This window comes from Francisella halioticida, from assembly GCF_002211785.1.
Classification (GTDB): domain Bacteria; phylum Pseudomonadota; class Gammaproteobacteria; order Francisellales; family Francisellaceae; genus Francisella; species Francisella halioticida.
The window spans coordinates 1,935,682-1,958,486 of sequence record NZ_CP022132.1 but is presented as its reverse complement, the minus strand read 5'-3'; the positions used below and the strand labels follow the sequence as shown (position 1 = coordinate 1,958,486).

Sequence of the window (22,805 nt, the reverse complement as noted above, 5' to 3'; positions counted from 1 at the left end):
TATTGGGGTAGTATACTTAATTACCACAAATTTAAAACTAGAATATGAAAAGATTTAATAAGTTTGAGCTCTATCACCATAGTTTTCTAGCCAATCTCGACGATCTTTAGACCTTTTTTTAGCTAACAGCTTATCTAACATCTCACTGTCATCGTAAATATCGGATATAGTTAGTTGTAATAATCTTCTGGATGATACATCCATAGCTGATTCACGTAGCTGTATAGGATTCATCTCTCCAAGACCTTTAAAACGCATGATGTTAATTTTGCCTGATAATTTAGAGTTTTCTGCTAAAATAGTTTCTTTTTCGCCCTCATCTAATGCATAAAAGGTATTTTTACCAATATCAACTCTAAATAAAGGTGGTTGAGCTATATAAATATGGCCATTTTCAATAAGTTTTCTAAAATGCTTTAGAAACATTGCACATAATAACGTAGCAATGTGCAATCCATCAGAATCAGCATCTGCAAGAATACATATTTTGTTATATCTAAGTCCAGATATATCATCACTATCAGGATCAACACCTATCGCTGTAGCTATATTATGAACCTCTTGGGAATTCATAATAGTATTAGCATCAAGTTCCCAACTATTTAAAATTTTACCTTTAAGAGGCATCACTGCCTGAAAATTTTTATTACGAGCTTGTTTTGCAGAACCGCCTGCTGAGTCTCCTTCTACAATAAAAATTTCAGTTGAGCTTACATCTGAGCTAATACAATCTGTTAGTTTCCCAGGTAAGCGAATAGATGTATTCATTATGCGTTTGCGAGCAGTTTTTTTATCTGCATTAATACGTTTTTGAGCAATACTATTGATATTCTCTATTATTTGGTGAGCTTCTTCAGTATTTTGGTTAAGCCATATTGTTAGTAGATCTTTTATTGTTGTTGCAACAAATGCAGTTACATCTTTATTAGATAGCTTTTCTTTAGTTTGGCCGGCAAACTGTGGGTTTGTTATTTTTAATGATATAACATAGTTTAATTGAGCAAATGAGTCATTTGCTGTAATTCTTATATTTTTAATGCTAAGAGAGTTTTTTTCTATATATGTTTTTACAGCGTCATAGATACCGTTTTTAAGACCTGTGACATGAGTTCCATCTTGAGGTGTCGGAATTAAATTAACATAACTGTTTTTTATAACTTCAGAAGGAGTTTCACACCAGCAAAAAACGGCATCTAAAAAAGATTCTCCATTTGAAAAATTATCTATCATAAAAGGTTTGTTTGGAAGAGTACTAGATTCTAGCTTATGATCTAAATAGTCCTTAAGCCCATCTTCAAAATGCCATGCTAACTTTTCTTTTTTAACTTCATTTGAATATTTGATTGTAAGAGCTTTACAAAGAATTGCCTTTGCCTCAAGTAAATTTTTTAGAGCTTTAAGATTTATCTTTATATCATCAAAATATTTATTATTTGGCCAAAATCTAATTTTTGTGCCAGTATTTTTTTTACCAACGGTATCAATAATTTCTAAATCTTTAGTTTTAAAACCATTTTCAAATACTACATGATAAAGTTTACCATCTCTTTTAATGTCAGCTTCAAGCTTACTTGATAATGCATTAACAACAGAAACACCAACGCCATGAAGACCTCCAGAGTGAGTATAGTTCTTATTGCTAAATTTACCACCCGAGTGGAGCTTAGTCATAATAAGTTCAATTCCTGACATCTTATGCTCTGGATGGATATCTACAGGCATTCCGCGACCATTATCAGAGATTTCGACACTATTATCTTCATAAAGAATGATGTCTATTTTGTTGGCAAAGCCCGCTAAAACTTCATCAACGCTATTATCTATAATTTCTTGTATTAGATGGTTAGGGTTTTCTGTATTAGTGTACATTCCTGGTCTTTTTTTGACAGGGTCAAGGCCAGTTAGTACTTCAATTGATTTAGCATTATAGTTTTGCATTAATATTAATTAGATTGATAAATTATATTTATTAAAGGAAATTTTATCACATAATATGCTTAATTCGTAAGCTTAGTAAAGTGTTAGTAGCTATTTCCTTAAGAAGTAGCAGCTATAAGGTAGAAATACTATAAGTCCAATTAAAGGTAACAGTATAAATGCAAGCGATAGTGTAAATTCACTTCCTAGATTAATTTGACTCATAATTGCTGTTGTAATTGAAGCAATTCCCATTTGCATAAAGCCCATTATCGATGAGGCAGCTCCAGCAGTTGTAGTGAAATTTTCTAAAGCTATAGGAGTTAGTAAAGGTACGCTAAAAGATACTCCTACAAACGTTAGCGATAGTATAGCTGTTAAAGCTAGAGATAATTCTAACCCAGTAAGTTTTTTAAATGCATAAACTAGTAAAACTCCTGAGACTAAAGTACAAGCCATACCAAAATTAATAAGATACTTATAAGCTATTATATGACTAAGTTTTGAGCAAACAATAGAGCCTGAGACAACAGCAATAACCATTAAAGTAAGTAAGTATAAAAAGTTTGATTTTTCTAGTTTTAATATATTTACAAATATATCCGGTGCGGTTACAAGACAAGCATATATGATACTGATATTTAGACCTAATACAAAAGTGGCAAAAAAGAATTGGTGATCTTTAAATAATGAGAAATAATTTTTAAATAGAGATTTTATTGTTAAAGCTTCAAAGTTTTTTTCTCTAATTGTTTCAGGGAAAAATATAGCAACTTTCATAAAAAGCAGACTTGCTGCAATCAGTAATACCCAAAATATTAGTGATGGGCTTAAAAACACACCAAGTATAGCTCCAAATGCAGGAGCTAATGCAAATGCTATATTCATAATAGCAAATATTGCTCCTTGCTCGCTGATCTTAAAGGCATCTTTAACAGCAACAGTGGCAATAACCCCCCCAGCAGCAGCCCCAAAACCTTGTAGAAGTCGAGCATATATTAAGGTATCAATATGATCACTAAATAAGCATATTATCGAGCTAATTATAAAAAAGCATGACCCAATTAGCATTATTGGTTTACGTCCAAATCTATCAGAGAAAGGACCGTATAAAATTTGGCTAATAGAGTAACCTAGTAAGTATGAGGTTATTGTAAGTTGAACGTGAGGGTAATCAGTACTAAGAATTTTCTTTAACTCAGGTAGTGCCGGAGCGTAGATAGTATCGCCAAACGGTCCTAGAGAAACCATTAAGATTAAAATGAATATTGATGGTCTTATACCTTTATACATTAGCAGATTTACCTTTACTAAAGTCTCCTATTATTATATTAACTTTTAAGCCTTTTGCATCTTCTTTTTTAGATTTTTTAATTGCTTCTGCTATAGCAGTCGGTTTAATTGATGGATTAATATGATTAACATTATTGCCCTTATCAACTTTATAGTCGCCGAGAATACTTTCATATATAACTTTATCACTATAAGCATCAACTAAGTAAGTTGTACCATCTTCAGCTTCAATAAGAATTCCCTCTTTTGTTGGTATTAATTGAGCAGAGATTCCTGTATTTGGAAGTAATGTAGGTGTTGGTGTGAGTTTATATCTGCCAAGGTATTCACCATTTAGTGAACTAAAAAAGTGTAGATATCCTTGATAGTCAGCTACAACTATTAAACCTTTGTAATATACTGGAGCAGTTATCTTACGCCATTTTAGTGTATCTTGAGTCCAAACTGTTTCACCATTTTGGATGTTATATGCTTTAAGTTCACTATCTGCTTGAGTTGTAAAAATAACATTATTATCAATAGCCATGTTACTGATTATAGATGCTTTTTTCGCCCATAGCATTTTTCCAGAATCTTTATCTAGAGCTACTATAGCCCCTTGAAATGCTGCAAAGATTAAATAATGCTGATACAGCATTGGATTTGCAGTTATATCAACCATTTTATCTGCTGGAGATGATCCGTGAGCAATAGCTATTGGTATATTAATAGTTTTATCACCATTTTTAACTGTAAAACCAATAACAGTACCAAAAGCAGATCCTATCATTACTGTATCATTTAGTACGATAGGAGAAGAGTTTCCAGGTAGAGTTAATTCTGGGATGTTGTTTGAGGCTCCCCACTCTTTTGTTCCATTTCTGGCATCAAAAGCTGAAACAGAGCCATCATGAGTATGAGTATAAATGTAGTTGCTATAAACAGTTGGCTGAGCAAATAGACTACTTGGAGCTTGACTAAGCCACAGAATTTTACCAGTTTTAGCATCTAAGGCGGTAATTTTGCCCTTAATTGAACCAAAAATTACAGAATTTGCGATAGTGTTTGGTTCAGCAGATAAGCTTGAATTAGTATTTTTTTTCCATATTACATCACCATTTTTCATTGATAAGGCATATACCATACCATTTTCATTAGGAACAAATGCTATACCATCTGAATATGTTGGCGCTAAATTGTAGTTGCCTAAACCATTATCACCATTGCCAGTGGTTTCTTTCCATTTTACTTTTATATGAACTTGTTTAGGTGGCTTCTCATTAAGAGGAGTTGGAGGCGGTACATTACTTTTAGAACAACTAGCTATTAAAAAGGACAATAGTAGGGGTATTGTTAAAAAATAGGATTTTTTCATTGTTTCTAATTTAGTAGTTATTTATTAGTTGAGTAATTACTTGTTTAAATTTAGCAGAGCTAGTTGGGTCTTGCAGAGCTTTATGCCAAGCACCTAGAGCTTTAGTTTTATCATTCTTTTGATGATACGCTTGACCTAAAAGCACCAAAGGATAAGCTTTATTGTTTAATGCTCCTAAGCTTTGTAAAGTTTTTATTGCTTGGTCTGACTGTTTAGATGCAATGTAAAGACTAGCAAGTCTAGTTTTAGTAACGTTAGTCAAACTATTATCAGGATTGTCTTTGATACTTTGTTTTAGTACTTTTATCGCTTTTGGTAGATTTGTGATATTCATATTGAAATTACTAGTATCTAATTTCGTTGGGGTTATATACAAATCTGCTAACTGCCAGCTAGCAAATATACCAAAGCTAGTATTTGGGTACTGATTTACAACTGATGTAAATTTAGATATTTTTGTACCTGACGTTACATCTAGATTTTCGCTAGCAATTAAAGCTTTTTGATAAGCATTGGATGCTTCTAAAATTTTTTTGTGATTGTTTGAGTTATAAAGCTGGAATATTATTATGCATATCATTGCTACAATAACTATCCCAATTATTGTGTAGAATGTTTGGTTTTGTTTTTTAGTTAAACCTTTAATACTCATATTTATGATTTATTTTTTCAATAAATTTTACAACATCTTAACATAAAAGTAGTAAACGTTCTAAGTTTATTAATCAGATTAGAATGTAATGTCTAATACTTTTATGCTAAAATAAACCTTCGTTTTTCTAAGTTAATTATTTGTAATACGTTTTTATTTTTAATATGGCATTAATATCTTTAGCAATTGATTATAAGAAGTCTCCAATAGAGGCCCGTAGTGAGTTTGCACTCTCTGGTTTAGATGTATCTATGTTATATAGATCAATACTTGCTATAGATAATGTCATTCATGCGGTTATTCTGTCGACATGCAACCGCACAGAAATATACCTAGAAATATCAGATCTGAGAGTAGTTGATGATGTTTTGTTATGGTGGCAAGGATATGTTAGAAACCCTCAATATACGATAAAAGATTATCTTAAACTAAGGCAAGGTACCGAAGTTATTATGCATCTTATGAAACTTGCATGTGGCTTAGAATCAATGGTTTTAGGCGAGCCACAAATATTAGGGCAAGTTAAAGATTCATATACTTTAAGTAAGAAAAATCATGCATTAGGTAAGGAACTAGATAGAGTCTTCCAGAAAGTTTTTGCAACTGCAAAAAAAGTACGTAGTGAAACTAGAATTGGACACTGCCCAGTTTCGGTTGCTTTTTCAGCAATTACTTTAGCTAAAAAACAATTAGATAATATCTCGACAAAAAATGTACTTATTATTGGTGCTGGACAAACAGGGGAATTATTATTTAGGCATGTTACAGCTCTAGCACCAAAGCAAATTATGCTAGCTAATAGGACTATTGAAAAAGCAGAGAGAATTACCTCTGCTTTTAGAGGTGCAAGCTCACATTCGTTGGCAGATTTAGAAAGACTAGTAGAAAAAGCAGATATTATAATTACAGCTGTAAATGCGAAAGATTATATGATCTCAGTAGATGATATTGATATTAAGCCAAGAATTTTTATAGATATCTCAATACCTCAAGCCTTGGATCCTAAGCTAGGAGAGATAGGTGAAAATGTTTATTACTGTGTTGATGATATTAATGCGGTGATTGCTGATAATAAAGATAAAAGAAAGCATGAGAGTTCTCGATCAGAAAAGATTATTGTCAAATCACTAGAAGAATATTTAGAAAAAGAAAAAGCAATTATATCAAATAGTGCTATCAAAGAGCTTTTTGATAAGGCTGACGGTTTAGTTGATTTTTCTTTAGAGAAAAGTTTAGCTAAGATTAGAAATGGCAAAGATGCTGAAGAAATTATAAAAAGATTTGCCTATGAAATTAAGAGGAAAGTTTTGCACTATCCTGTGATGGGTATGAAAGAAGCTTCTAAGCAAGGCAGGAGTGATTGTCTTGTATGTATGAAACGTATGTTTGGTTTAAATGTGGAAAAATAAATGAAAGATTCAATTAAAGCAAAATTACAAAGTTTGATTGAAAGGCATGAAGAAGTAGGTGCCTTACTAAGTGATGCTGATATTATTTCAGATCAAAATAAATTTAGAGATTTATCAAGAGAATATTCACATCTAGAGCCAATAGTAAAAGCATTTAAAGATTATTCTCAAGCCCAAGAAGATAAAGAAGCAGCTCAAGAAATGCTTAGTGAAAAAGATGCTGAGCTTGTTGAAATGGCAAAAGAAGAGCTTAAATTAGCAAATGAAATTATAGAGAATCTTGAGGCAGAGTTACAGGTCCTTTTGTTACCTCGTGATCCTAACGATGATGCTAATGTTTTCTTAGAGATTAGAGCTGGTACTGGAGGCGATGAGGCTTCGATATTTTCTGGTGATTTATTTAAGATGTATTCTAGGTATGCAGAGCAAAGAGGTTGGAAAGTTGAAGTGATTTCAGCCAGTGAAGGTGAACATGGTGGATATAAAGAAATTATTTCAAAAATTAACGGTGAAGGGGCATATTCACAGTTAAAATTTGAATCTGGTGCTCATAGAGTACAGCGTGTACCGGCAACGGAGTCTCAGGGTAGGGTACATACATCAGCTTGTACTGTTGCAGTTATGCCAGAAGTTGATGAGGTAGAAGGAATTGATCTAAACCCAGCAGATCTAAAGGTTGATACTTTTAGAGCTTCTGGTGCAGGTGGGCAGCACGTTAACAAAACTGATTCAGCGATTAGGATTACACATATTCCAACGGGTGTTGTTGTAGAGTGCCAAGACCAAAGATCTCAACATAAAAACCGTGCCGCAGCAATGTCAATGTTAAAGTCAAGACTACTTCAGGCAGAGATAGATAAGCAACAAAAAGAGCAGTCTGATACACGTAAAAATTTAGTCGGAAGCGGTGATAGGTCTGAGAGAATTAGAACTTATAATTACCCACAAGGTAGAGTTACAGATCATCGTATAAATTTGACTCTTTATAAGCTTGATGAAGTTGTAGAGGGTAGTTTAGATAGTATTATCCAACCTTTAGTTTTAGAGTATCAAGCAGATCTTTTAGCAACAATGTCAGATGAGTAATTATACAATTTCATCTTTTACTTCTTATATAATTAAAAATTATAAGCAAGGACAGCTCAATGAGTTATCCTTACATGATCAAGCTCAGTTCAAATCTATCTACATAGAGACTCAATGTTCTACTGATGACTTGTTTATATTTAAAAATGATATTCAGGCAATTATTTGTGATGTTTTAAATGTTGATAAGACTTATCTATATTTAAATTCTGATAAAATCTTAGATGACTATATTGTTAAAAGAATAGATACTGAAATTTATCGTTATCTAAGTGGAGAGCCTTTGGCTTATATCCTGGGCTATAAGTATTTTTGGGAGCAAAAGCTTTTTGTAACGCAAGATACTCTTATCCCACGAGCAGATACTGAAGTTCTGATTGAAGCTGTTTTAGGTGATGTATCAAATAAAGATACTAAGTTAAATATACTTGATTTAGGGACTGGAACTGGAGCTATAGCTTTGGCACTAGCATCTGAATTACCAAAGAGTCAAGTTATAGCAGTTGATTTCTCAAATAAAGCGTTAGATATAGCTAAGAAAAATGCTAAAGAAAATAAAATATCTAATGTTGAGTTTATCCAAAGTGATTGGTATGAAAATATGGGTAGTAGAAGATTTGATATTATTGTTTCTAATTCTCCTTACATTGATTTTGATGATGAGAATATTACTCAAGAGGTAAAAAAACATGAGCCTCAAAGTGCTTTATTTTCCAAAGATAATGGCTTAGCAGATATTAAAACTATTGTTTCTCAGTCTCCACTACATTTAAATACAAATGGTCATATATATATTGAACATGGTCTTAACCAAGCAAATGATGTAGCAAATATCTTAAAATTTAGTCAGTTTATTAAAATTGAAACTACTAAAGATTTGAATAATAAAGATAGATGCACACACGCTATATTTAACAAAAATTTGATATAAAATCTTTTTTTTAAACTATATTTAATTTTAAAATAATAGCCTTTTAATAGCCACTCAAGAAACCCTAGTTATTGAATCAAAATGATTAGATTTAAAAGGATTAGATGTGTTCTATGATAAGATTTATATACACAAATTGTGAATTTGTAAAGTTGATGGAGCTTATGAAAAGTGTAAAAAATAAAGGATTTATAATATTGGAGGTGTTAATATCATCTGCCTTAGCTATGTTCTTGTTTTTGCGGTTTTTTACACTATAGGTAATATAATTTGCTAAAGCAATTTTAATAGAGAAGAAAGTTGAATTAGCTGATGAATTAGATAATAGAATTAGTGACTTTATGCTGACATGAAAGTTTAATGATGGCTCAACTACAAATATGAATTTTTCTAAATCTATAGGTGTGGATAATATCCAAATATTTACTGCAGTAAATGAGAATTTTGACCTACAGATAATAAAAAGAGCATATGCTAAGAGTTCGGTTGTAGATATAATAACCCAGGAGTTAGGCGCCTTTATGCAAAAAGCTAATGAAATATACATAAATTCAGGAGTTACTGTAATAGATGATCCTTCAATAATTGCGCAGATAGATGCCGCGAGAAAACAACTATTGTCTTCTAGTACTGAGAATCATTCAAGTAGTACAGGGGTATCATTAAATTTAGGTAATACTCAGCTTAATACAACACAACCTTTGGATAATTCTCCTTTTGACTTTTTTGGAGCACGTGTGCTCATTGGTCCTATGACTAATGCAGATATTACACCCTCTGGAATAAAATGGCATTGTACACCTTATGGATTTACTAAAGATCTTTTGCCTTCATGGTGTGTTGTATAAAATATAGGAGTTTATTGTGAGACTAGAGATTAAAGTAAGAAAGCAAAAAGGTTTTACCTTAATTAGCCTTTTAATCTCTAGTGCTATAGCAATGATCGTTATGGCGGCTTTAATAGTTTCCTATATTACAATAAAAAATGAATACAATTCACATAAAGATAAAACAGAGATCGAGACGAAAGAGCTATTAGTCAAAGGTATTATCTATGATTTTGTTAAAGATGTTGGCTTTGCGTGTAAGTTTGGATACTTTAATCAAGACTATTATGATAGTACGTCAGATTCGTTAGATGGTTATTTTACAAATAATTCAGCAATTACGATGGGTTTGCTTCCTTTCTCAAGTGGGTCGAGCTTTTCAGAAGCATTAAAAAAAGACTGTAAAGGGGAATGTTTTCAGGCGGGTAGTGATTATATTATGATTAAAAAAGAAGAAAGCCATACAGAATTTAGTGCCACAAATGCCTTGGATTATACTACCCCAATAAATTAAACAATATTTTCAATTATTTAGTTCCCATCTAAGCCGCCCGTTTTTCCAATAAGTTATCGTAATAAAATTCCATAGGTTTTTTATAATTGATAGACTCATGAAATCTTCTATTATTATAAAAATCTATATAATCATCCACATCGTTTCTTAGTTCAACAATGCCAGGATATTGATTTAAATAAAATCTCTCACATTTAGCACTTCTCCAAAATCTTTCGATGCAAATGTTATCAGTTGCTCTACCTTTACCATCCATAGATATAGTAATTTTTTTATCCAATAATGTTTGGATATGAATGTTAGATGTGTACTGGCTACCTTGATCAGTGTTAAATATTTCTGGTACTCCATATTTATACAGAGCTTCATTTAAAACTTTCATAACTAAACTACTATCCATAGTGTTGGATATCTCCCAACTTAGTACAGCCTTAGAGTACCAATCAATAATAGCTGCCATATAAACTGTGCCAGCATCAGTCTTAATATATGTAATATCTGTAGACCAAACTTGATTAGGTCTCAATATGCTTAAACCTTTTAGTTTGTAACTATAAATAGCATGCTCTTTGTTAGGTTCAGATAAGTTTAAGTTTGGTTTTTTCACCGCCAATATAGCTTTGATGCCTAACTCTTTACGATACTTTTGTACTGTGTTCTCACAGATGCTAAACCCATCTTCTATTAATTGCTTATGAGCTTTTATATAGCCGTAGCAGGGAATCTCCTCATGTATCTGTATAAGCTTTGCTTTTACTTCTTCTTTATGTTCGTTAACCACAGGCTTGTAATATAAACCAGCTCTAGAAACTTCTAATAAGAAACTTTGTTTTACAACAGATAATTTATGCTTAGGATCAATCATCGCTTTTCTATCAGATAATCCCAAGCTTACGAGCTTTCCCTCAAGAAATTCCTTCTCAATTGTTAGTTGTCCAACCTTCTTAGAATACTGATCTATCTTGGTTTGAAGCTTTGCATTGTCTTTTTTATATTGTGATACTGATTTGGATGGATCCATTGCCAACTCAGCATTTTCTAAAAAGGCTGTTTTTCAATTATTTATGTTTTTGGGCGTAATATTATATTTTACTGATAACTGTGTGATTGTTTGATCTTTCCTCAATACTTCCAAGACAACTTTAGTCTTAAATTCAACGGTATATATTTTTCTCTTATTACTCATTTACATTTATCCTAAATTGCTCATTTATAGTTTAGCTACTTTAGGAACTAAATTCTCAAAATTGTTGTTAAAATTTCATGGGGTATTATAGATACGACGCTTAGTGTTAAATCAGTAAGTGATATTAGTGTAGGAGATTATTTATTATTATGTAATAAAAATAGTATAAATTTAGTTAGAGCTTCGAGTATAAATGCTAGTACGAATGTTACTGGTTTATCTAGTAAACCTCAAAATACAGAGTACTATCCAGGAGACTATGTTGGCAAGTATTCTTTAGAGATACTTTATATAAGAGATACTGGCCAGAAAGATGCTGATGGTCAGGATATATATTCATTATATGTATATATAAAAGGAAATTCATCAGCAAGTAAGTCATATGAGTTGGTACGAGGGGTGCAAGATATGCAAGTTGAGTATGCAACAGTGAGTAGTGGAAACGTTGTGTGGCATAGTGTTTTTTCGGATACTGCTATAGATACCTCAGGATATTCAGCAATTAAGGTGTCGTTTTAGTATTGATGGTAAAAGCTTTAATAAGGTGGTTAATTTATAGGATTTTTATATGAGAATTAAAAATATAAGAGGATCTTCATTGTTAGCGGTACTTATATTTGCCTTTGTTATAATGGTTGTAATATCTGCTTTGGCATACAACTTCAATGTAAGTTCTCTTTCAATAAAAACCCAAATAGATGAGACAGAGAATATAAATGTTTATGAGGGGTATTTTAAAAATGTTATAGGCTTAGCAGATTTATTAGCAGATTCTGAGGCTACTATTGATCAGTTTAAATTTCTCACACAAGTTAATAGTATTACTCCAGGATTTAATTTTGAGAATGCGAATATAATGCTATATGGTTCAACACCATCTTTAATTAGTTATAATTTAACTCATCATTCTTATGATGATAATGTTCATAAGTATTCTCGAAACTTTATATTTAATATTTTACCAAATATAACTATGACACAATATAAAGAGACAATAATTCCATTAAATCTTCCATATATAAATACTGATGCAATGAGTAGCGCTTTAAAAAATTACAAATTAGGGACATCACAAGACAATAAAATAGCTATATATGGCGGATACATAGGATATATTCAGAAGCCAATATTTGATAATGATTATGGTTCAGAAGGAGGGGAGAGTGGAGAGTGTAAAGGTAAAGGTAAAGGTAAAGGTAAAGGTAAAGGTAAAGGTAAAGGTAAAGGTAAAGGTAAAGGTAAAAAAGATTGTGGCACTCCTAAACAAGATCATCATATTGTAATATGTCATAAGCCAGGTAGTCAAAATAAGATTATGAGTGTCGCAGGATTAAGCTGGGAAGGTCATCGTGGCCATGGAGATTATCGAGGTGCATGCTTTGATAACCCAAGTGAAACATTAGTTATTAATGCTTACGGTAACAATTTAGATATTGGTTTTCCAGTAATTTTGTCATTAAGTAATTATAAGCTTAGTGTGGGCTGGAGTCTTGTTGGAGGAGAATGGAATTTTCATTTAGCTATATATGATTTTGATAGAGTGTATACATCGTCAACGACTCTTTCTAACCTTCGTAGTAATCCTTCGCAAGCTAGAGTAAATTTATCTAATTGGCAAGAAGTTCAAGGTCTAGCAGGTGCTGATGGAGATATAACTTTAGTTAAATGGTATTATGATGATGCTCAAGAAGCATTGAAACTTTTAATTTTAGAGAAATTTCTTAGATCTTGGAGTTATGAATTAGATACATATAAGACAACATATAATAATTATAGTAAGGCTTATACAGCTGTTAAAACAGATAAATATACTGTTGGTAGCAATGATTTTGATAGCTCAAATATTCATATATTTATATCTGATGCTTTATTTACGCTAAACTCGGGAGCTACCTTAATTTTTGAACAAAAAAATATTCTAGATTTTAATTTAGGAGGCAACTATCTTTTTGGTGATGGTACTGGCTCAAAAAAAGCTACTTTAGCTGCGGATGTACTTGATGATCCAATCTTGGTAAAGAAAAATGCAACTCAATTTTATATAATGTATTTTAATAATGATAAGTTGTATATATATCTTTATAGTCGAGGAATATCTGTGCCTACTTCAGTCGCACTGCAAGATTTTCCAGGGGAGATTATACAAAAACTCATCGTAAAATTCGGTGCATTGTTTATTGTTACAGACAAGAATATATATGTTGAAGATATTTCCTCAAGATCTTTAATAAGTGTCGTACCTACATCCTCAGGATCAAACTTTCAGATAAATCGTGATGGAGATGGCAAGATTTATGCTATGAGTAATGGCTTACAGTGTAGTATTGATGGCAACTGTAATAATGCCCTTAGAATATATTTGGATACCGGTTGTTCAGCAATGTCAAAATTAGATGGAATTGGCTTACACCTTAATGTAGTATACAAAAGCTTTGAGCATTAAAAGTTCAAAAAAAAATAATATTAGATATACTGGTATTCTATAATATAACAATATGTGAAATTAGGTTATTTATCTTATGATTTTTTATAATTCCTTATCTGGAAAAAAAGAAGAGTTTAAGCCGATTGAGGTGAGTAAGATTAAAATGTATGCATGTGGTGTGACAGTTTATGATGATTGTCATATAGGTCATGCGAGGACTTATATAGCTTTTGATGTTATTAATAGATATTTTAAGTATCGTGGATTTGATGTTACATTGGTAAGAAATATTACTGATATTGATGACAAAATTATCAAAAGATCAAACGAGAATAAAGAATCTACCGCTGAGTTAGTTGATAGAAATATTAAAGCAATGCACGACGTTTTTGCAAGATTAAATATTCTTGAGCCAACCAGAGAGCCAAGGGCTACAGAGACGATTCCTGAGATGATAGCTATGATTGAAACACTTGTTGATAAAGAGTATGCATATCAAGGCTCGAATGGTGATGTTTTTTATCGAGTAGCTAAGTTTGCTGATTATGGTAAGCTAAGTAAGCAAAATCTTGAAGCATTACAACAAAGTTCAAGGGTTGATGTCGTTGATGAAAAAGAATATCCTATGGATTTCGTACTTTGGAAAATGGCAAAAAATGGTGAGCCTGCTTGGGATTCACCGTGGGGAGCTGGACGTCCAGGTTGGCATATTGAATGCTCTGCAATGTCAAAAAAGCTACTAGGTGAGACTTTTGATATTCATGCTGGTGGTTCTGATCTTAGATTTCCTCATCATGAGAATGAAATAGCTCAATCTGAGGCTTGTAATGGATGCACATTTGCTAATTATTGGCTTCATTCAGGTATGGTGAAAATTAATGCTGAGAAAATGTCTAAATCTTTAAATAATTTCTTTACAATAGTTGATGTATTAGAAGAGTATCATCCTGAAGTTGTCAGATATTTTTTGGCTTCTACGGTTTATAGAAGTGAGATTAATTACTCAAAGGAAAATCTTGATAATGCAAGAGCTTCTATCGAAAGATTATTTAATGCTCTAAGAGATGTTGAGCCTATTGAAGTAAACCTTCCTGATGATGCTAGTCAGTATGAAGAGAAATTTATAAAGGTGATGGATAATGATTTTAATACTCCAGAAGCATTAGCTGTTTTATTTAGCTTAGCTAAGAAAATAAATATTCTAAAGGCTACAAATAAGTATAAAGCTAGTGGATATGCGTATCTTTTACGCAAGCTTTGTAATGTATTAGGTATATTATTTACAGATATAGAAGAATATTTTAAGCAAGATGATGACGTTGATGATAGTGAGATTGAAAAACTCATTGCAGAAAGGACTCAAGCAAAAAAAGACAAAAATTATGCTAGGGCTGATGAAATTAGAAATCAGCTTCAAGAGCAAGGAATAATATTAGAAGATAGTGTATCTGGTACTACATGGAAAAAAGGTTAGTGAATGTATAGTCAAGAAAAACAACAGGATATTATAAATAATTTACATACGATAAGAGACTATATACGTTGGTGTATTTCTGAAATGTCGGTTAATCAAGCATATTTTGGCCATGGTTCTGACTCTGTTTGGGACGAGGCTGTACATTTGGTTCTTTCAGCGATTAATGTGTCGTATGATATAGATAGTGATATGGTTGCATCTAAACTCTTAATGGAAGAAAAACAGCGAATAATAGGGTATGTTTATCAAAGAGCATGTCAGCGTAAACCGTTACCGTATATTCTTAAGAAAGCATGGTTTGCAGGTATGGAGTTTGATATTGATGAGAGAGTAATTATACCTCGCTCCCCTATAGCGGAGCTTATAGGTAATGATTTTGCTCCATGGGTTAATGATATAGGTGATGTAAAAAATGTTTTAGATTTATGTACGGGAAGTGGTTGTATAGGTATTGCATCAACAACTGTTTTTGAAGATGCAAATATTACTTTGGTAGATATTTCTGATGATGCTCTAGCTATAGCAAACCACAATATAAAGAAGCATCAGATTACAGATAGAGTACAAGCCGTAAAATCAGATTTATTTGCTAATTTAAAGGGACAAAGATTTGATGTTATAGTATCAAATCCTCCTTATGTAGATAAAGAAGACTTAGATAGTATGCCTAAAGAATATCACTATGAGCCAAGATTGGCTCTTGAAGCTGGAGATGATGGGTTAGATCTTGCTAAAAAAATAATTTTAGAAGCAGACCTATATATGACTGAAAATGGTGTGTTGATTGTGGAGGTTGGTAATAGCCAATATACTTTGATTGAAATGTGTCCAGATATTCCTTTTACATGGTTGAGTTTTAGTGATGGTGGTGATGGTGTATTTTTACTGACTTATGAGGAACTTGTTAAATATAAAGATTTATTTAAGCAGTATTTTAGTAATCAGAATCAGTTAAATAATAAAAGTTTTGTAATTTAATATAACTTTATAGGGGTTGTATATGACTAGTGGCCCATTCAAGAGAATATCTTCTGATAAAACGGTTATTTTAATAATTTGTCTTTTTGGACTTATGTCTCAGTTTGCTACAGATAGCTTTACTCCATCTTTACCACATATTGCAAGCTATTTTGGTGCAATAGATAGAGATGTTAAGTTTACAGTTGGAATATATTTCTTAGGTATGGCATGTTCAATGCTTGGTTTTGGCCATCTTTCTGATAAATATGGGCGTAAGCAAGCACTTTTAGTGGGCTATGTAGTTTTTTGTTTAGCTAGTGTTCTTTGTATGCTAGCACAAAGTGAAAATCAACTGCTATTTTTTCGTTTTATACAAGGTATAGGGATGGGAAGCTCATTTGTATCTTTTAGAGCTATTATGAAAGATGTATTTAGTGATAGTCAGTCATTAGCTAAGGCAAGTCTTGTAATCAGCAGTATTGTGTCTTTGACTCCACCTTTGGCTCCAATAACAGGAGGTTTCATACAGGAGTATATTGGATGGCGTGGTAATTTTGCACTACATTCATTAATGGCTATTATTATTATTATGTTTTTGGTAAAATATCTACATTTGGAAGCTATACCAAAAAGTAATTATAAGCTTTTAGAATCATATAAGAGGGTTTTGTCAAATAAGACTTTTGTTTTAAATGCTATTTGTAGTGGCTTGGCATTATCTTTGGTTTTTGTGTTTGCAACACTTTCACCATTTTTCTTTCAAGAGCGTTTAAAATTTTCAGCAATTGAATTTTCATTTTTATCAGCAGCAATAATTATTCCTTCGGCAATATTCTTGATTATCTTTAAAAACATAATAAGTAAACTAGATATGAATAAGGTAATACTATATTGTGGGTGTTTTTCAACACTTAGTGGTTTAGTACTGGCTTTCTCATATTTTGTGTTTGGAATAGCTCCTTTAGTAATTGTTATATTATGTGCGCTAGCTTTTTGTGGTAATGTTTTTCAATATACAGCTACCTATGTATGCGCATATAAGGATGTCCATACAGAGGTAGGTGTTGCATCAGCTATGTTTGGGTTTATACAAATAATTGTTACCACATTAGTATCATCAGCTGTTTCTTATGTGAATTTAAGTAATCAAATTATCTTTGGGATACTAATGGCTATTCCACCATTTTTGATAGTTTTGTTGAAAATAGTTGATATCAAGAAATTATTAAATAAGCATGACTAAATAATATGATCATACCCTCCTATTTGGGACACTTAGGTGTTAAGAAAAGGAGACAAGATGAGATATACAAAAGAGTTTAAAGATGAAGCTGTTAAATTATGTTTACAACCAGATGCAAATAGACGAGAAATAGCAGATAACTTAGGGGTTAAATATAAAACCATTTGCAGTTGGATATCCAAAGCCATGTCAAACCCTCAGAAAGAAATAAAGATAGATTATAAAACGCAGTACCAGCAACTATCTTTTGAAAATACTGATTTGAAGAAAAAACTCAAACAGGCAGAAACAGAGCGTGAAATACTAAAAAAGGCACAGCTTACTTTGCAAAGCAAAATCTGTAAGGTACGCCTTTATTAAGGAGCATTATAAAGTTATGCCAGTAACAACACTATGTAAATCTTTGAATGTGAGCACATCTTCATATTACAGATGGATTCATAAACCTATAGGTAAAAGGCAATATAATGATGCTGAACTAGATGATGCTATTTTAATGAACATAAATCTAGATATGGAAGTGTTAGGATATACAAAGAGCTTAAAGATATGGGTTGGAAAGTTACTCAACCTAGAGTATCTAAACGTATGAAATTACTTGGTTTACATGCTAAAGCGGCTCGTAAGCATAAGAAAACTACAGATTCTAACCACAACAAACATGTTTATGATAATTTATTAGAACAAAACTTCACTGCTTTATCTGTAAATCATAGGTGGGTTACAGATATAACTTATGTACCTACACAAGAGGGGTGGCTGTATCTTTGTGTGATTATAGATTTATTCTCAAGATCAGTTATTGGTTGGGCAATGGATTCTAGGATGAAAGCGGATTTAGTTTGTAATGCTTTAAATATGGCATTCTTTAGAAGAAATTTTCCTAGTGGTGTGATTATACACTCTGATAAAGGGTCACAGTACTGTAGCAAACAATATCAAGACATTATTAAAGAACACTGGCTACTATCAAGTATGAGCTCTAAAGGATGCTGTTACGATAATGCTGCTTGTGAAAGTTTCTTTGGAACTTTAAAAGTAGAGTTAGTACATGATGAAAGCTATAAAACTAGAGAAGAAGCTAAACTATCAATATTTGAATATATTGAAGCTTACTATAATACAAAAAGGAGACATTCTACAATAAATTATATGACTCCATATCAATTTGAATATATAATGGAAAATGAAGTAGTAAACTGTCCCAAATTGACGGGGTAGATCAGTCTTTATTCATTTATGATAGGGGTGGCCTTCTAAAATTGTATAGGATCTATATAGTTGTTCTGCTATTATAATACGTACAATAGGATGTGGAAAAGTCATTTTAGATATGGATATTTTTTCTTTTGCGAGATCTTTTATACTTTGATGAATACCGTCTGGACCTCCAATTAATATTACAATGTTTGGATTATTAAATTTCCAATTTTGCATTTTATCGGCGAGTTCCTCTGTAGAGATAATTTTAGATTTCACATCAAGTATCACTAAATGATCTGAATTATTAATTTTATTTAAAATTATCTTGGCTTCTTGTTCCATCCATATATTAGGATTGCCTGTTTTGGTTCTTTTTGCTATTGGTAATTCTATTAGCTCAATAGCAATACTTTTGCTAAGTCTTTTTTTGTATTCGTTAAATCCATCCGTAACCCACTTAGGTGGTTTTTCTCCTAGAGATATAATTTTTATTTTCATTTAAAATTTCTTGTTTTCTAAAATAATATAATGTTTTTTGTTACTTACTGCATAAGCTACTGCGACATACTTTTTTCATTGTAGAAAAAGTATACAAAACTGCTTAGCATAACGCTATCATAGCCTAGAATGGATGGAAAATAAAAAATTCTTTGTTCAAACAGTTTTATTTTTTTAAACTACTTTCCATTAATGTGCATTTTTAATTAGCGAGAGATTTAGTATTTACAAGTTAAAATTATCTTGTGAAACAAAGTAGATTATTCTTAGATAGATCTTGATTAAACTCATATCCTGCGACATTAAACTTTTTAATGTCATTGATGTTTTCTATTTGATTTTCAAGGATAAATCTAGTCATTAACCCACGAGCTTTTTTAGCATGGATTCCTATAGTTTTAAATATTCCATTTTTATTCTCTTTAAAGTCTATATCTAACCATGTAGCATCTAGAACTTTTCTATCTATTGCTTGTGAATATTCATTTGAAGCAAGGTTAATTAGAGTTTTATTTTTTTGTTTAGCAAAAAAATAATTTAATTGCGATGTGATTTTATTTTGCCAGTATTTATATAAGACTTTCTCATCAATTTTTATTTTTGTGCCCATTTCTAGCCTATAGGCTTGCATCAAATCAAGAGGTCGTATAAGTCCATATAGTCCGGATAACATTAGTAAATGATCTTGCGTATACTTGACTGTTTGATTATCTAGAGTTTTAGCATCTAGACCCTTGTAAACATCTCCACTAAAGGTAAAAATAGCAGCTTTTGAATTTGAAATATCATAGTTGTTTGGATTGAAGCTATTATGTTTATCAAATACTTTTTGAGCTAATTTTGAGCTAATTTTCATTAGTTTTTCAATTTCATCTATTTCATAATGTTTTAGCTTGTTAATCAAAAGATTAATCTGATCTTTAAAAATAGGTTGAGTGAAATTGTAGTTTTCTTTTAAAGGATCAAGATTCTGACTTTTCGCTGGAGATATTACTATAATCATTTTGTATTATTTTGTGAATGCTTTGGCTTAATAATAGCAATTTACATTAGATAATGGAATTTGCTTTGATAGCTTGTAATATATATACATATCTAGTAATATGTACATTGCTAACTTGGTTTCCACGCAATGGTAGGCTGTGAACCCCACCAGATCCGGAAGGAAGCAACGGTAACAGTTGATCCATGTGCCGTGTTAAGGCTAAGTTAGCAATTCAAAGATACAAAATTTACTTTTGATATGTTTTTTTATAATAGTATTATTTTAGTGTATGGTGTAATGTAAGTCATAGTGAACTATTTTTTATGATGAAATGAATTTTTCTAAATTAGAAAGCATTATTAATTATGATATTGACCATGGTTTTCCTGGTGCTGTAGTAAGTGTTTTATATCAAGGTGAAGAAGTTTATAAGAAAACTTTTGGTTATGCTTGTCGGTATGATAAAGAGGGCGAAAAGCTTACAAATCCTCAAGCTTTAACACAAAATATGTTATTTGATGTTGCATCTATAACAAAGATTTTTGCTACGACGTATGCTGTTATGTATCTTTATCAACGAAACCTTATAAATCTAGATGCTTTAATTAGTGAATATATTCCTGAATTTAAGTTTGTTAATACAACTTATATCCCTAGTGTTCGTGATTTGTTGTGTCACACTAGTGGAGTTGAGCCATTTTTTGATTTTTATAATAACCACACAGCTGATCTACTATATAGTCAAGACCGCCAGATAACTGTAAAGCTTTTGAAAACAAAAATGTCTGTAATCGAGCCAGCACATAAATATTGTATATATAGTGATATTGGTATGCAAATACTGGGATGTGTGATTGAAGCTATTACAAAGAAGCAATTAGATATTTTTCTTGAAGAAAATATTTATTCCGCAATAGGTCTAAAAAATACATGTTTTAATCCATTAGAAAGAGGCTATTTACCAGAAAAGATTGTAGCAACTCAAGTTGATGGGCACTGTAATTTTGGTACAACGAATTTCAATAGTATAAAGACAGATACTTTAAGAGGCTATGTACATGATGAGAAAGCTCTATACTCTATGGGGGGAGTTGCTGGACATGCTGGGTTGTTTTCAACTATAGATGATGCAATTAAACTAGCAGAGTTAATATATAGAGAAAATGATGTTTTTTCTAAAGATGTCGTTAGGATATTTAGTCAACCATATGACACTAATAGTGCATTTGCTTTAGGGTTCTGGACCGCAAAAGGTAGAAAAAACAGACATCTATTTGGGGAAAACTGCAGTGATCAAACAATAGGCCATACAGGATTTACAGGTCAGTGTTTTGTCTCGGATTCCAAGAATAAAGTTACTGTTATGATCATGACAAATAGTGTGCATAGTACTATTATTTATCCTAGGATATTTGAAGGTAAAACATTTAGAACAGGCATGTATGGGCAGTTAATAGATTCAGTTTACGATGAGTTAGAAATATAGGTGATATTTGTGAATTTAAATTTTAGATATAGTTTTAAATATATATTGACGGTATATATTTTAGCTGCGATATTAGGCGGTTATGCTTTGGCTATTGTAGGAGGCATTGGTGAAGAAATACGTCGTAGCTTTCACTTAAATACTCATCAGTTATCAATATTACTAGGACTAGTATTTTTAGGTGGAGTTTTAGCAAAGATAATTTGGCTAGCTACCGACTATATCGGGCGAAAATTTATGATTTTAATTTTTGTGGTGTTTTATATTATAGGAACCTATATTTTTGTGATTGCCCAAGGGTATGAAACATTAATCGTTGCGAGGCTAATCCAAGGAGGATCCATCTTATTGGGGTCTTATGCTTTTCCTATATATATAACAGAAATTTCTCCAGCTGATCGTCGTGGTAGGTATGTAGCACTGTTCCAGTTATTATGGACTGCTGGCATGTGTCTTTCTGGGGTTTTAATATTCTTATTTTATGATGTGCTCGATTGGAGCGAATACTTTTATATAACGTTGACTATTGGTGTTGTTTTGTTAATAGCTTCTAGCTTTTTACCATCTAGTCCAACCTGGCTAGTGCTCAAAAATAGAATTGATGCAGCATATAATGTTATTAAAAAAACTCAGCCTAATCTTACAGATACTGAAATTAAAAAACATATTGAAGATATTAAGATTAGCCTAAGAATACATGCTCCTAGGAGTTTTGTTAATAAGCTTTTAATAGGTAAAGATATTTGGCCTGTGGTAATAGTTACTGTAGTTTTGATTTTAAATCAACTTACAGGGATTAATTTTATTGTTTTCTCATCTGAGTTAATAATAGCACCACTAACATCAAGTAGCTATGTTGCTCATACAGCTAACTTTCTTATCTTAGCTGTTAACTTTGTTGTTACAATTTTAACAATATTTGTTATTGATAAGTGGGGTAGGAAGAAAGTTATTTATATGGGGCTGACAGTAGGGTTAGCTAGTATGCTAGGGCTAGTTATTTTATATAGTCTTCCTAATTTTGCATATAACTATGTATTAGTGATTATCTTGTTAACAATATGTATAGCAGGATTAGCATTTGGGCCCTCTGGGGTGATTGTGACTCTTATAAATGAATTGCTGCCGAATAGAGTAAGGATAATAGGAATATTTATGGCGGGAGTTGTATCAATGCTATTTTCATTTTACTTTATAGGTTATTTCTTAAAAATAGGTCAAAACTGGGGTTTTAATGTAATGTTTGGCCTATTACTTATAAGCTCATGTATTTATTTTTGGGTTGTTAAAAAATTTGTTCCGGAAACTGCTGGTAAGACACTTGAAGAGATTGAAAATAAATTTGAATAATCTTAGGTA

22 protein-coding genes and 1 other RNA gene are annotated in these 22,805 nt (G+C 31.7%); 15 read left to right on the top strand and 8 right to left on the bottom strand.

What is annotated here, in order from left to right:
* Window positions 1-54: 54 nt before the first annotated feature.
* The 4 genes from parE to CDV26_RS10420 all read right to left on the bottom strand — a co-directional run bounded on the left by parE (window position 55) and on the right by CDV26_RS10420 (window position 5,210).
* On the bottom strand, window positions 55-1,938 hold the full coding sequence (parE, locus tag CDV26_RS10435; RefSeq protein WP_088773211.1) for a DNA topoisomerase IV subunit B: 1,884 nt from the start codon (window positions 1,936-1,938) through the stop codon (window positions 55-57).
* A gap of 90 nt (window positions 1,939-2,028) precedes the next feature.
* The gene (locus CDV26_RS10430) at window positions 2,029-3,210 is read right to left on the bottom strand and encodes a multidrug effflux MFS transporter (protein WP_088773210.1); all 1,182 of its coding nucleotides are present in this window, start codon (window positions 3,208-3,210) and stop codon (window positions 2,029-2,031) included.
* Complete coding sequence (bamB, locus tag CDV26_RS10425) at window positions 3,203-4,564, bottom strand: outer membrane protein assembly factor BamB (protein WP_088773209.1); 1,362 nt, start codon at window positions 4,562-4,564, stop codon at window positions 3,203-3,205. Before bamB ends, CDV26_RS10430 begins: the two co-directional genes overlap by 8 nt.
* A 10-nt stretch (window positions 4,565-4,574) precedes the next feature.
* Window positions 4,575-5,210 carry a YfgM family protein gene (locus CDV26_RS10420; RefSeq protein WP_088773504.1) on the bottom strand — a complete coding sequence of 212 codons (636 nt, stop codon included), beginning with the start codon at window positions 5,208-5,210 and terminating at the stop codon, window positions 4,575-4,577.
* Window positions 5,211-5,380: 170 nt separating this feature from the next.
* Between CDV26_RS10420 and CDV26_RS10415 the strand changes: the two genes are divergently transcribed.
* From CDV26_RS10415 to CDV26_RS10395, 5 genes are all read left to right on the top strand, one after another.
* On the top strand, window positions 5,381-6,625 hold the full coding sequence (locus CDV26_RS10415; RefSeq protein ID WP_088773208.1) for a glutamyl-tRNA reductase: 1,245 nt from the start codon (window positions 5,381-5,383) through the stop codon (window positions 6,623-6,625).
* Complete coding sequence (prfA, locus tag CDV26_RS10410) at window positions 6,626-7,711, top strand: peptide chain release factor 1 (protein ID WP_088773207.1); 1,086 nt, start codon at window positions 6,626-6,628, stop codon at window positions 7,709-7,711.
* Window positions 7,704-8,642, top strand: a complete 939-nt coding sequence (gene prmC, locus CDV26_RS10405; protein WP_088773206.1) for a peptide chain release factor N(5)-glutamine methyltransferase — start codon at window positions 7,704-7,706, stop codon at window positions 8,640-8,642. Before prfA ends, prmC begins: the two co-directional genes overlap by 8 nt.
* Before the next feature lie 380 nt (window positions 8,643-9,022).
* Complete coding sequence (locus tag CDV26_RS10400; protein ID WP_245806443.1) at window positions 9,023-9,490, top strand: hypothetical protein; 468 nt, start codon at window positions 9,023-9,025, stop codon at window positions 9,488-9,490.
* Window positions 9,491-9,506: 16 nt separating this feature from the next.
* Window positions 9,507-9,983 (top strand): PilW family protein, encoded by a 477-nt coding sequence (locus CDV26_RS10395; RefSeq protein WP_157671607.1) that lies wholly within the window; start codon window positions 9,507-9,509, stop codon window positions 9,981-9,983.
* 28 nt (window positions 9,984-10,011) lie between these two features.
* Here CDV26_RS10395 and CDV26_RS10390 read toward each other — a convergent pair whose 3' ends face one another.
* Both CDV26_RS10390 and CDV26_RS13730 read right to left on the bottom strand, forming a co-directional pair.
* Window positions 10,012-11,004: an IS3 family transposase gene (locus tag CDV26_RS10390; protein WP_088771586.1), complete on the bottom strand. Its 993-nt coding sequence runs from the start codon at window positions 11,002-11,004 to the stop codon at window positions 10,012-10,014.
* Between the two features lie 33 nt (window positions 11,005-11,037).
* Window positions 11,038-11,169, bottom strand: a complete 132-nt coding sequence (locus tag CDV26_RS13730; protein ID WP_169709692.1) for a transposase — start codon at window positions 11,167-11,169, stop codon at window positions 11,038-11,040.
* A gap of 568 nt (window positions 11,170-11,737) precedes the next feature.
* Here CDV26_RS13730 and CDV26_RS12595 point away from each other — a divergent pair.
* The 7 genes from CDV26_RS12595 to CDV26_RS10360 all read left to right on the top strand — a co-directional run bounded on the left by CDV26_RS12595 (window position 11,738) and on the right by CDV26_RS10360 (window position 18,495).
* A complete protein-coding gene (locus CDV26_RS12595) occupies window positions 11,738-13,612 on the top strand; it encodes a hypothetical protein (protein WP_088773204.1) in 1,875 nt (624 codons plus the stop codon).
* A gap of 76 nt (window positions 13,613-13,688) precedes the next feature.
* Window positions 13,689-15,068 (top strand): cysteine--tRNA ligase, encoded by a 1,380-nt coding sequence (cysS, locus tag CDV26_RS10380; RefSeq protein WP_088773203.1) that lies wholly within the window; start codon window positions 13,689-13,691, stop codon window positions 15,066-15,068.
* Window positions 15,069-15,071: 3 nt separating this feature from the next.
* Window positions 15,072-16,049: a 50S ribosomal protein L3 N(5)-glutamine methyltransferase gene (gene prmB, locus CDV26_RS10375; protein ID WP_088773202.1), complete on the top strand. Its 978-nt coding sequence runs from the start codon at window positions 15,072-15,074 to the stop codon at window positions 16,047-16,049.
* Between the two features lie 22 nt (window positions 16,050-16,071).
* On the top strand, window positions 16,072-17,274 hold the full coding sequence (locus tag CDV26_RS10370) for an MFS transporter (protein WP_088773201.1): 1,203 nt from the start codon (window positions 16,072-16,074) through the stop codon (window positions 17,272-17,274).
* Between the two features lie 36 nt (window positions 17,275-17,310).
* Window positions 17,311-17,634 carry a transposase gene (locus CDV26_RS10365; RefSeq protein WP_157671496.1) on the top strand — a complete coding sequence of 108 codons (324 nt, stop codon included), beginning with the start codon at window positions 17,311-17,313 and terminating at the stop codon, window positions 17,632-17,634.
* Window positions 17,635-17,650: 16 nt separating this feature from the next.
* On the top strand, window positions 17,651-17,866 hold the full coding sequence (locus CDV26_RS12290) for a hypothetical protein (protein WP_088771820.1): 216 nt from the start codon (window positions 17,651-17,653) through the stop codon (window positions 17,864-17,866).
* A complete protein-coding gene (locus CDV26_RS10360; protein ID WP_088772064.1) occupies window positions 17,824-18,495 on the top strand; it encodes an IS3 family transposase in 672 nt (223 codons plus the stop codon). Before CDV26_RS12290 ends, CDV26_RS10360 begins: the two co-directional genes overlap by 43 nt.
* A 12-nt stretch (window positions 18,496-18,507) precedes the next feature.
* Here the strand turns inward: CDV26_RS10360 and rlmH are convergent, their stop codons facing one another.
* Window positions 18,508-18,975: a 23S rRNA (pseudouridine(1915)-N(3))-methyltransferase RlmH gene (gene rlmH, locus CDV26_RS10355; protein WP_088773200.1), complete on the bottom strand. Its 468-nt coding sequence runs from the start codon at window positions 18,973-18,975 to the stop codon at window positions 18,508-18,510.
* 238 nt (window positions 18,976-19,213) lie between these two features.
* Window positions 19,214-19,978 (bottom strand): peroxide stress protein YaaA, encoded by a 765-nt coding sequence (gene yaaA, locus CDV26_RS10350; protein WP_088773199.1) that lies wholly within the window; start codon window positions 19,976-19,978, stop codon window positions 19,214-19,216.
* A 113-nt stretch (window positions 19,979-20,091) separates the two neighbouring features.
* Here yaaA and ffs point away from each other — a divergent pair.
* The 3 genes from ffs (at window position 20,092) to CDV26_RS10335 (ending at window position 22,796) form a co-directional block, all read left to right on the top strand.
* Window positions 20,092-20,188: signal recognition particle sRNA small type (gene ffs / locus CDV26_RS10345), an RNA gene on the top strand.
* A gap of 103 nt (window positions 20,189-20,291) precedes the next feature.
* Window positions 20,292-21,446 (top strand): serine hydrolase, encoded by a 1,155-nt coding sequence (locus CDV26_RS10340; RefSeq protein ID WP_088773198.1) that lies wholly within the window; start codon window positions 20,292-20,294, stop codon window positions 21,444-21,446.
* Window positions 21,447-21,455: 9 nt separating this feature from the next.
* A complete protein-coding gene (locus CDV26_RS10335; protein WP_088773197.1) occupies window positions 21,456-22,796 on the top strand; it encodes an MFS transporter in 1,341 nt (446 codons plus the stop codon).
* Window positions 22,797-22,805: the final 9 nt, after the last annotated feature.

Bases quoted from the DNA above. Each gene is read 5' to 3' on its own strand.
- parE (WP_088773211.1), bottom strand. From the start codon at position 1,938: ATGCAAAACTATAATGCTAAATCAATTGAAGTACTAACTGGCCTTGAC.
- CDV26_RS10430 (WP_088773210.1), bottom strand. From the start codon at position 3,210: ATGTATAAAGGTATAAGACCATCAATATTCATTTTAATCTTAATGGTT.
- bamB (WP_088773209.1), bottom strand. From the start codon at position 4,564: ATGAAAAAATCCTATTTTTTAACAATACCCCTACTATTGTCCTTTTTA.
- CDV26_RS10415 (WP_088773208.1), top strand. From the start codon at position 5,381: ATGGCATTAATATCTTTAGCAATTGATTATAAGAAGTCTCCAATAGAG.
- prfA (WP_088773207.1), top strand. From the start codon at position 6,626: ATGAAAGATTCAATTAAAGCAAAATTACAAAGTTTGATTGAAAGGCAT.
- prmC (WP_088773206.1), top strand. From the start codon at position 7,704: ATGAGTAATTATACAATTTCATCTTTTACTTCTTATATAATTAAAAAT.
- CDV26_RS10400 (WP_245806443.1), top strand. From the start codon at position 9,023: ATGAATTTTTCTAAATCTATAGGTGTGGATAATATCCAAATATTTACT.
- CDV26_RS10390 (WP_088771586.1), bottom strand. From the start codon at position 11,004: ATGGATCCATCCAAATCAGTATCACAATATAAAAAAGACAATGCAAAG.
- CDV26_RS13730 (WP_169709692.1), bottom strand. From the start codon at position 11,169: ATGAGTAATAAGAGAAAAATATATACCGTTGAATTTAAGACTAAAGTT.
- CDV26_RS12595 (WP_088773204.1), top strand. From the start codon at position 11,738: ATGAGAATTAAAAATATAAGAGGATCTTCATTGTTAGCGGTACTTATA.
- cysS (WP_088773203.1), top strand. From the start codon at position 13,689: ATGATTTTTTATAATTCCTTATCTGGAAAAAAAGAAGAGTTTAAGCCG.
- prmB (WP_088773202.1), top strand. From the start codon at position 15,072: ATGTATAGTCAAGAAAAACAACAGGATATTATAAATAATTTACATACG.
- CDV26_RS10370 (WP_088773201.1), top strand. From the start codon at position 16,072: ATGACTAGTGGCCCATTCAAGAGAATATCTTCTGATAAAACGGTTATT.
- CDV26_RS12290 (WP_088771820.1), top strand. From the start codon at position 17,651: ATGCCAGTAACAACACTATGTAAATCTTTGAATGTGAGCACATCTTCA.
- CDV26_RS10360 (WP_088772064.1), top strand. From the start codon at position 17,824: ATGGGTTGGAAAGTTACTCAACCTAGAGTATCTAAACGTATGAAATTA.
- rlmH (WP_088773200.1), bottom strand. From the start codon at position 18,975: ATGAAAATAAAAATTATATCTCTAGGAGAAAAACCACCTAAGTGGGTT.
- yaaA (WP_088773199.1), bottom strand. From the start codon at position 19,978: ATGATTATAGTAATATCTCCAGCGAAAAGTCAGAATCTTGATCCTTTA.
- CDV26_RS10340 (WP_088773198.1), top strand. From the start codon at position 20,292: ATGAATTTTTCTAAATTAGAAAGCATTATTAATTATGATATTGACCAT.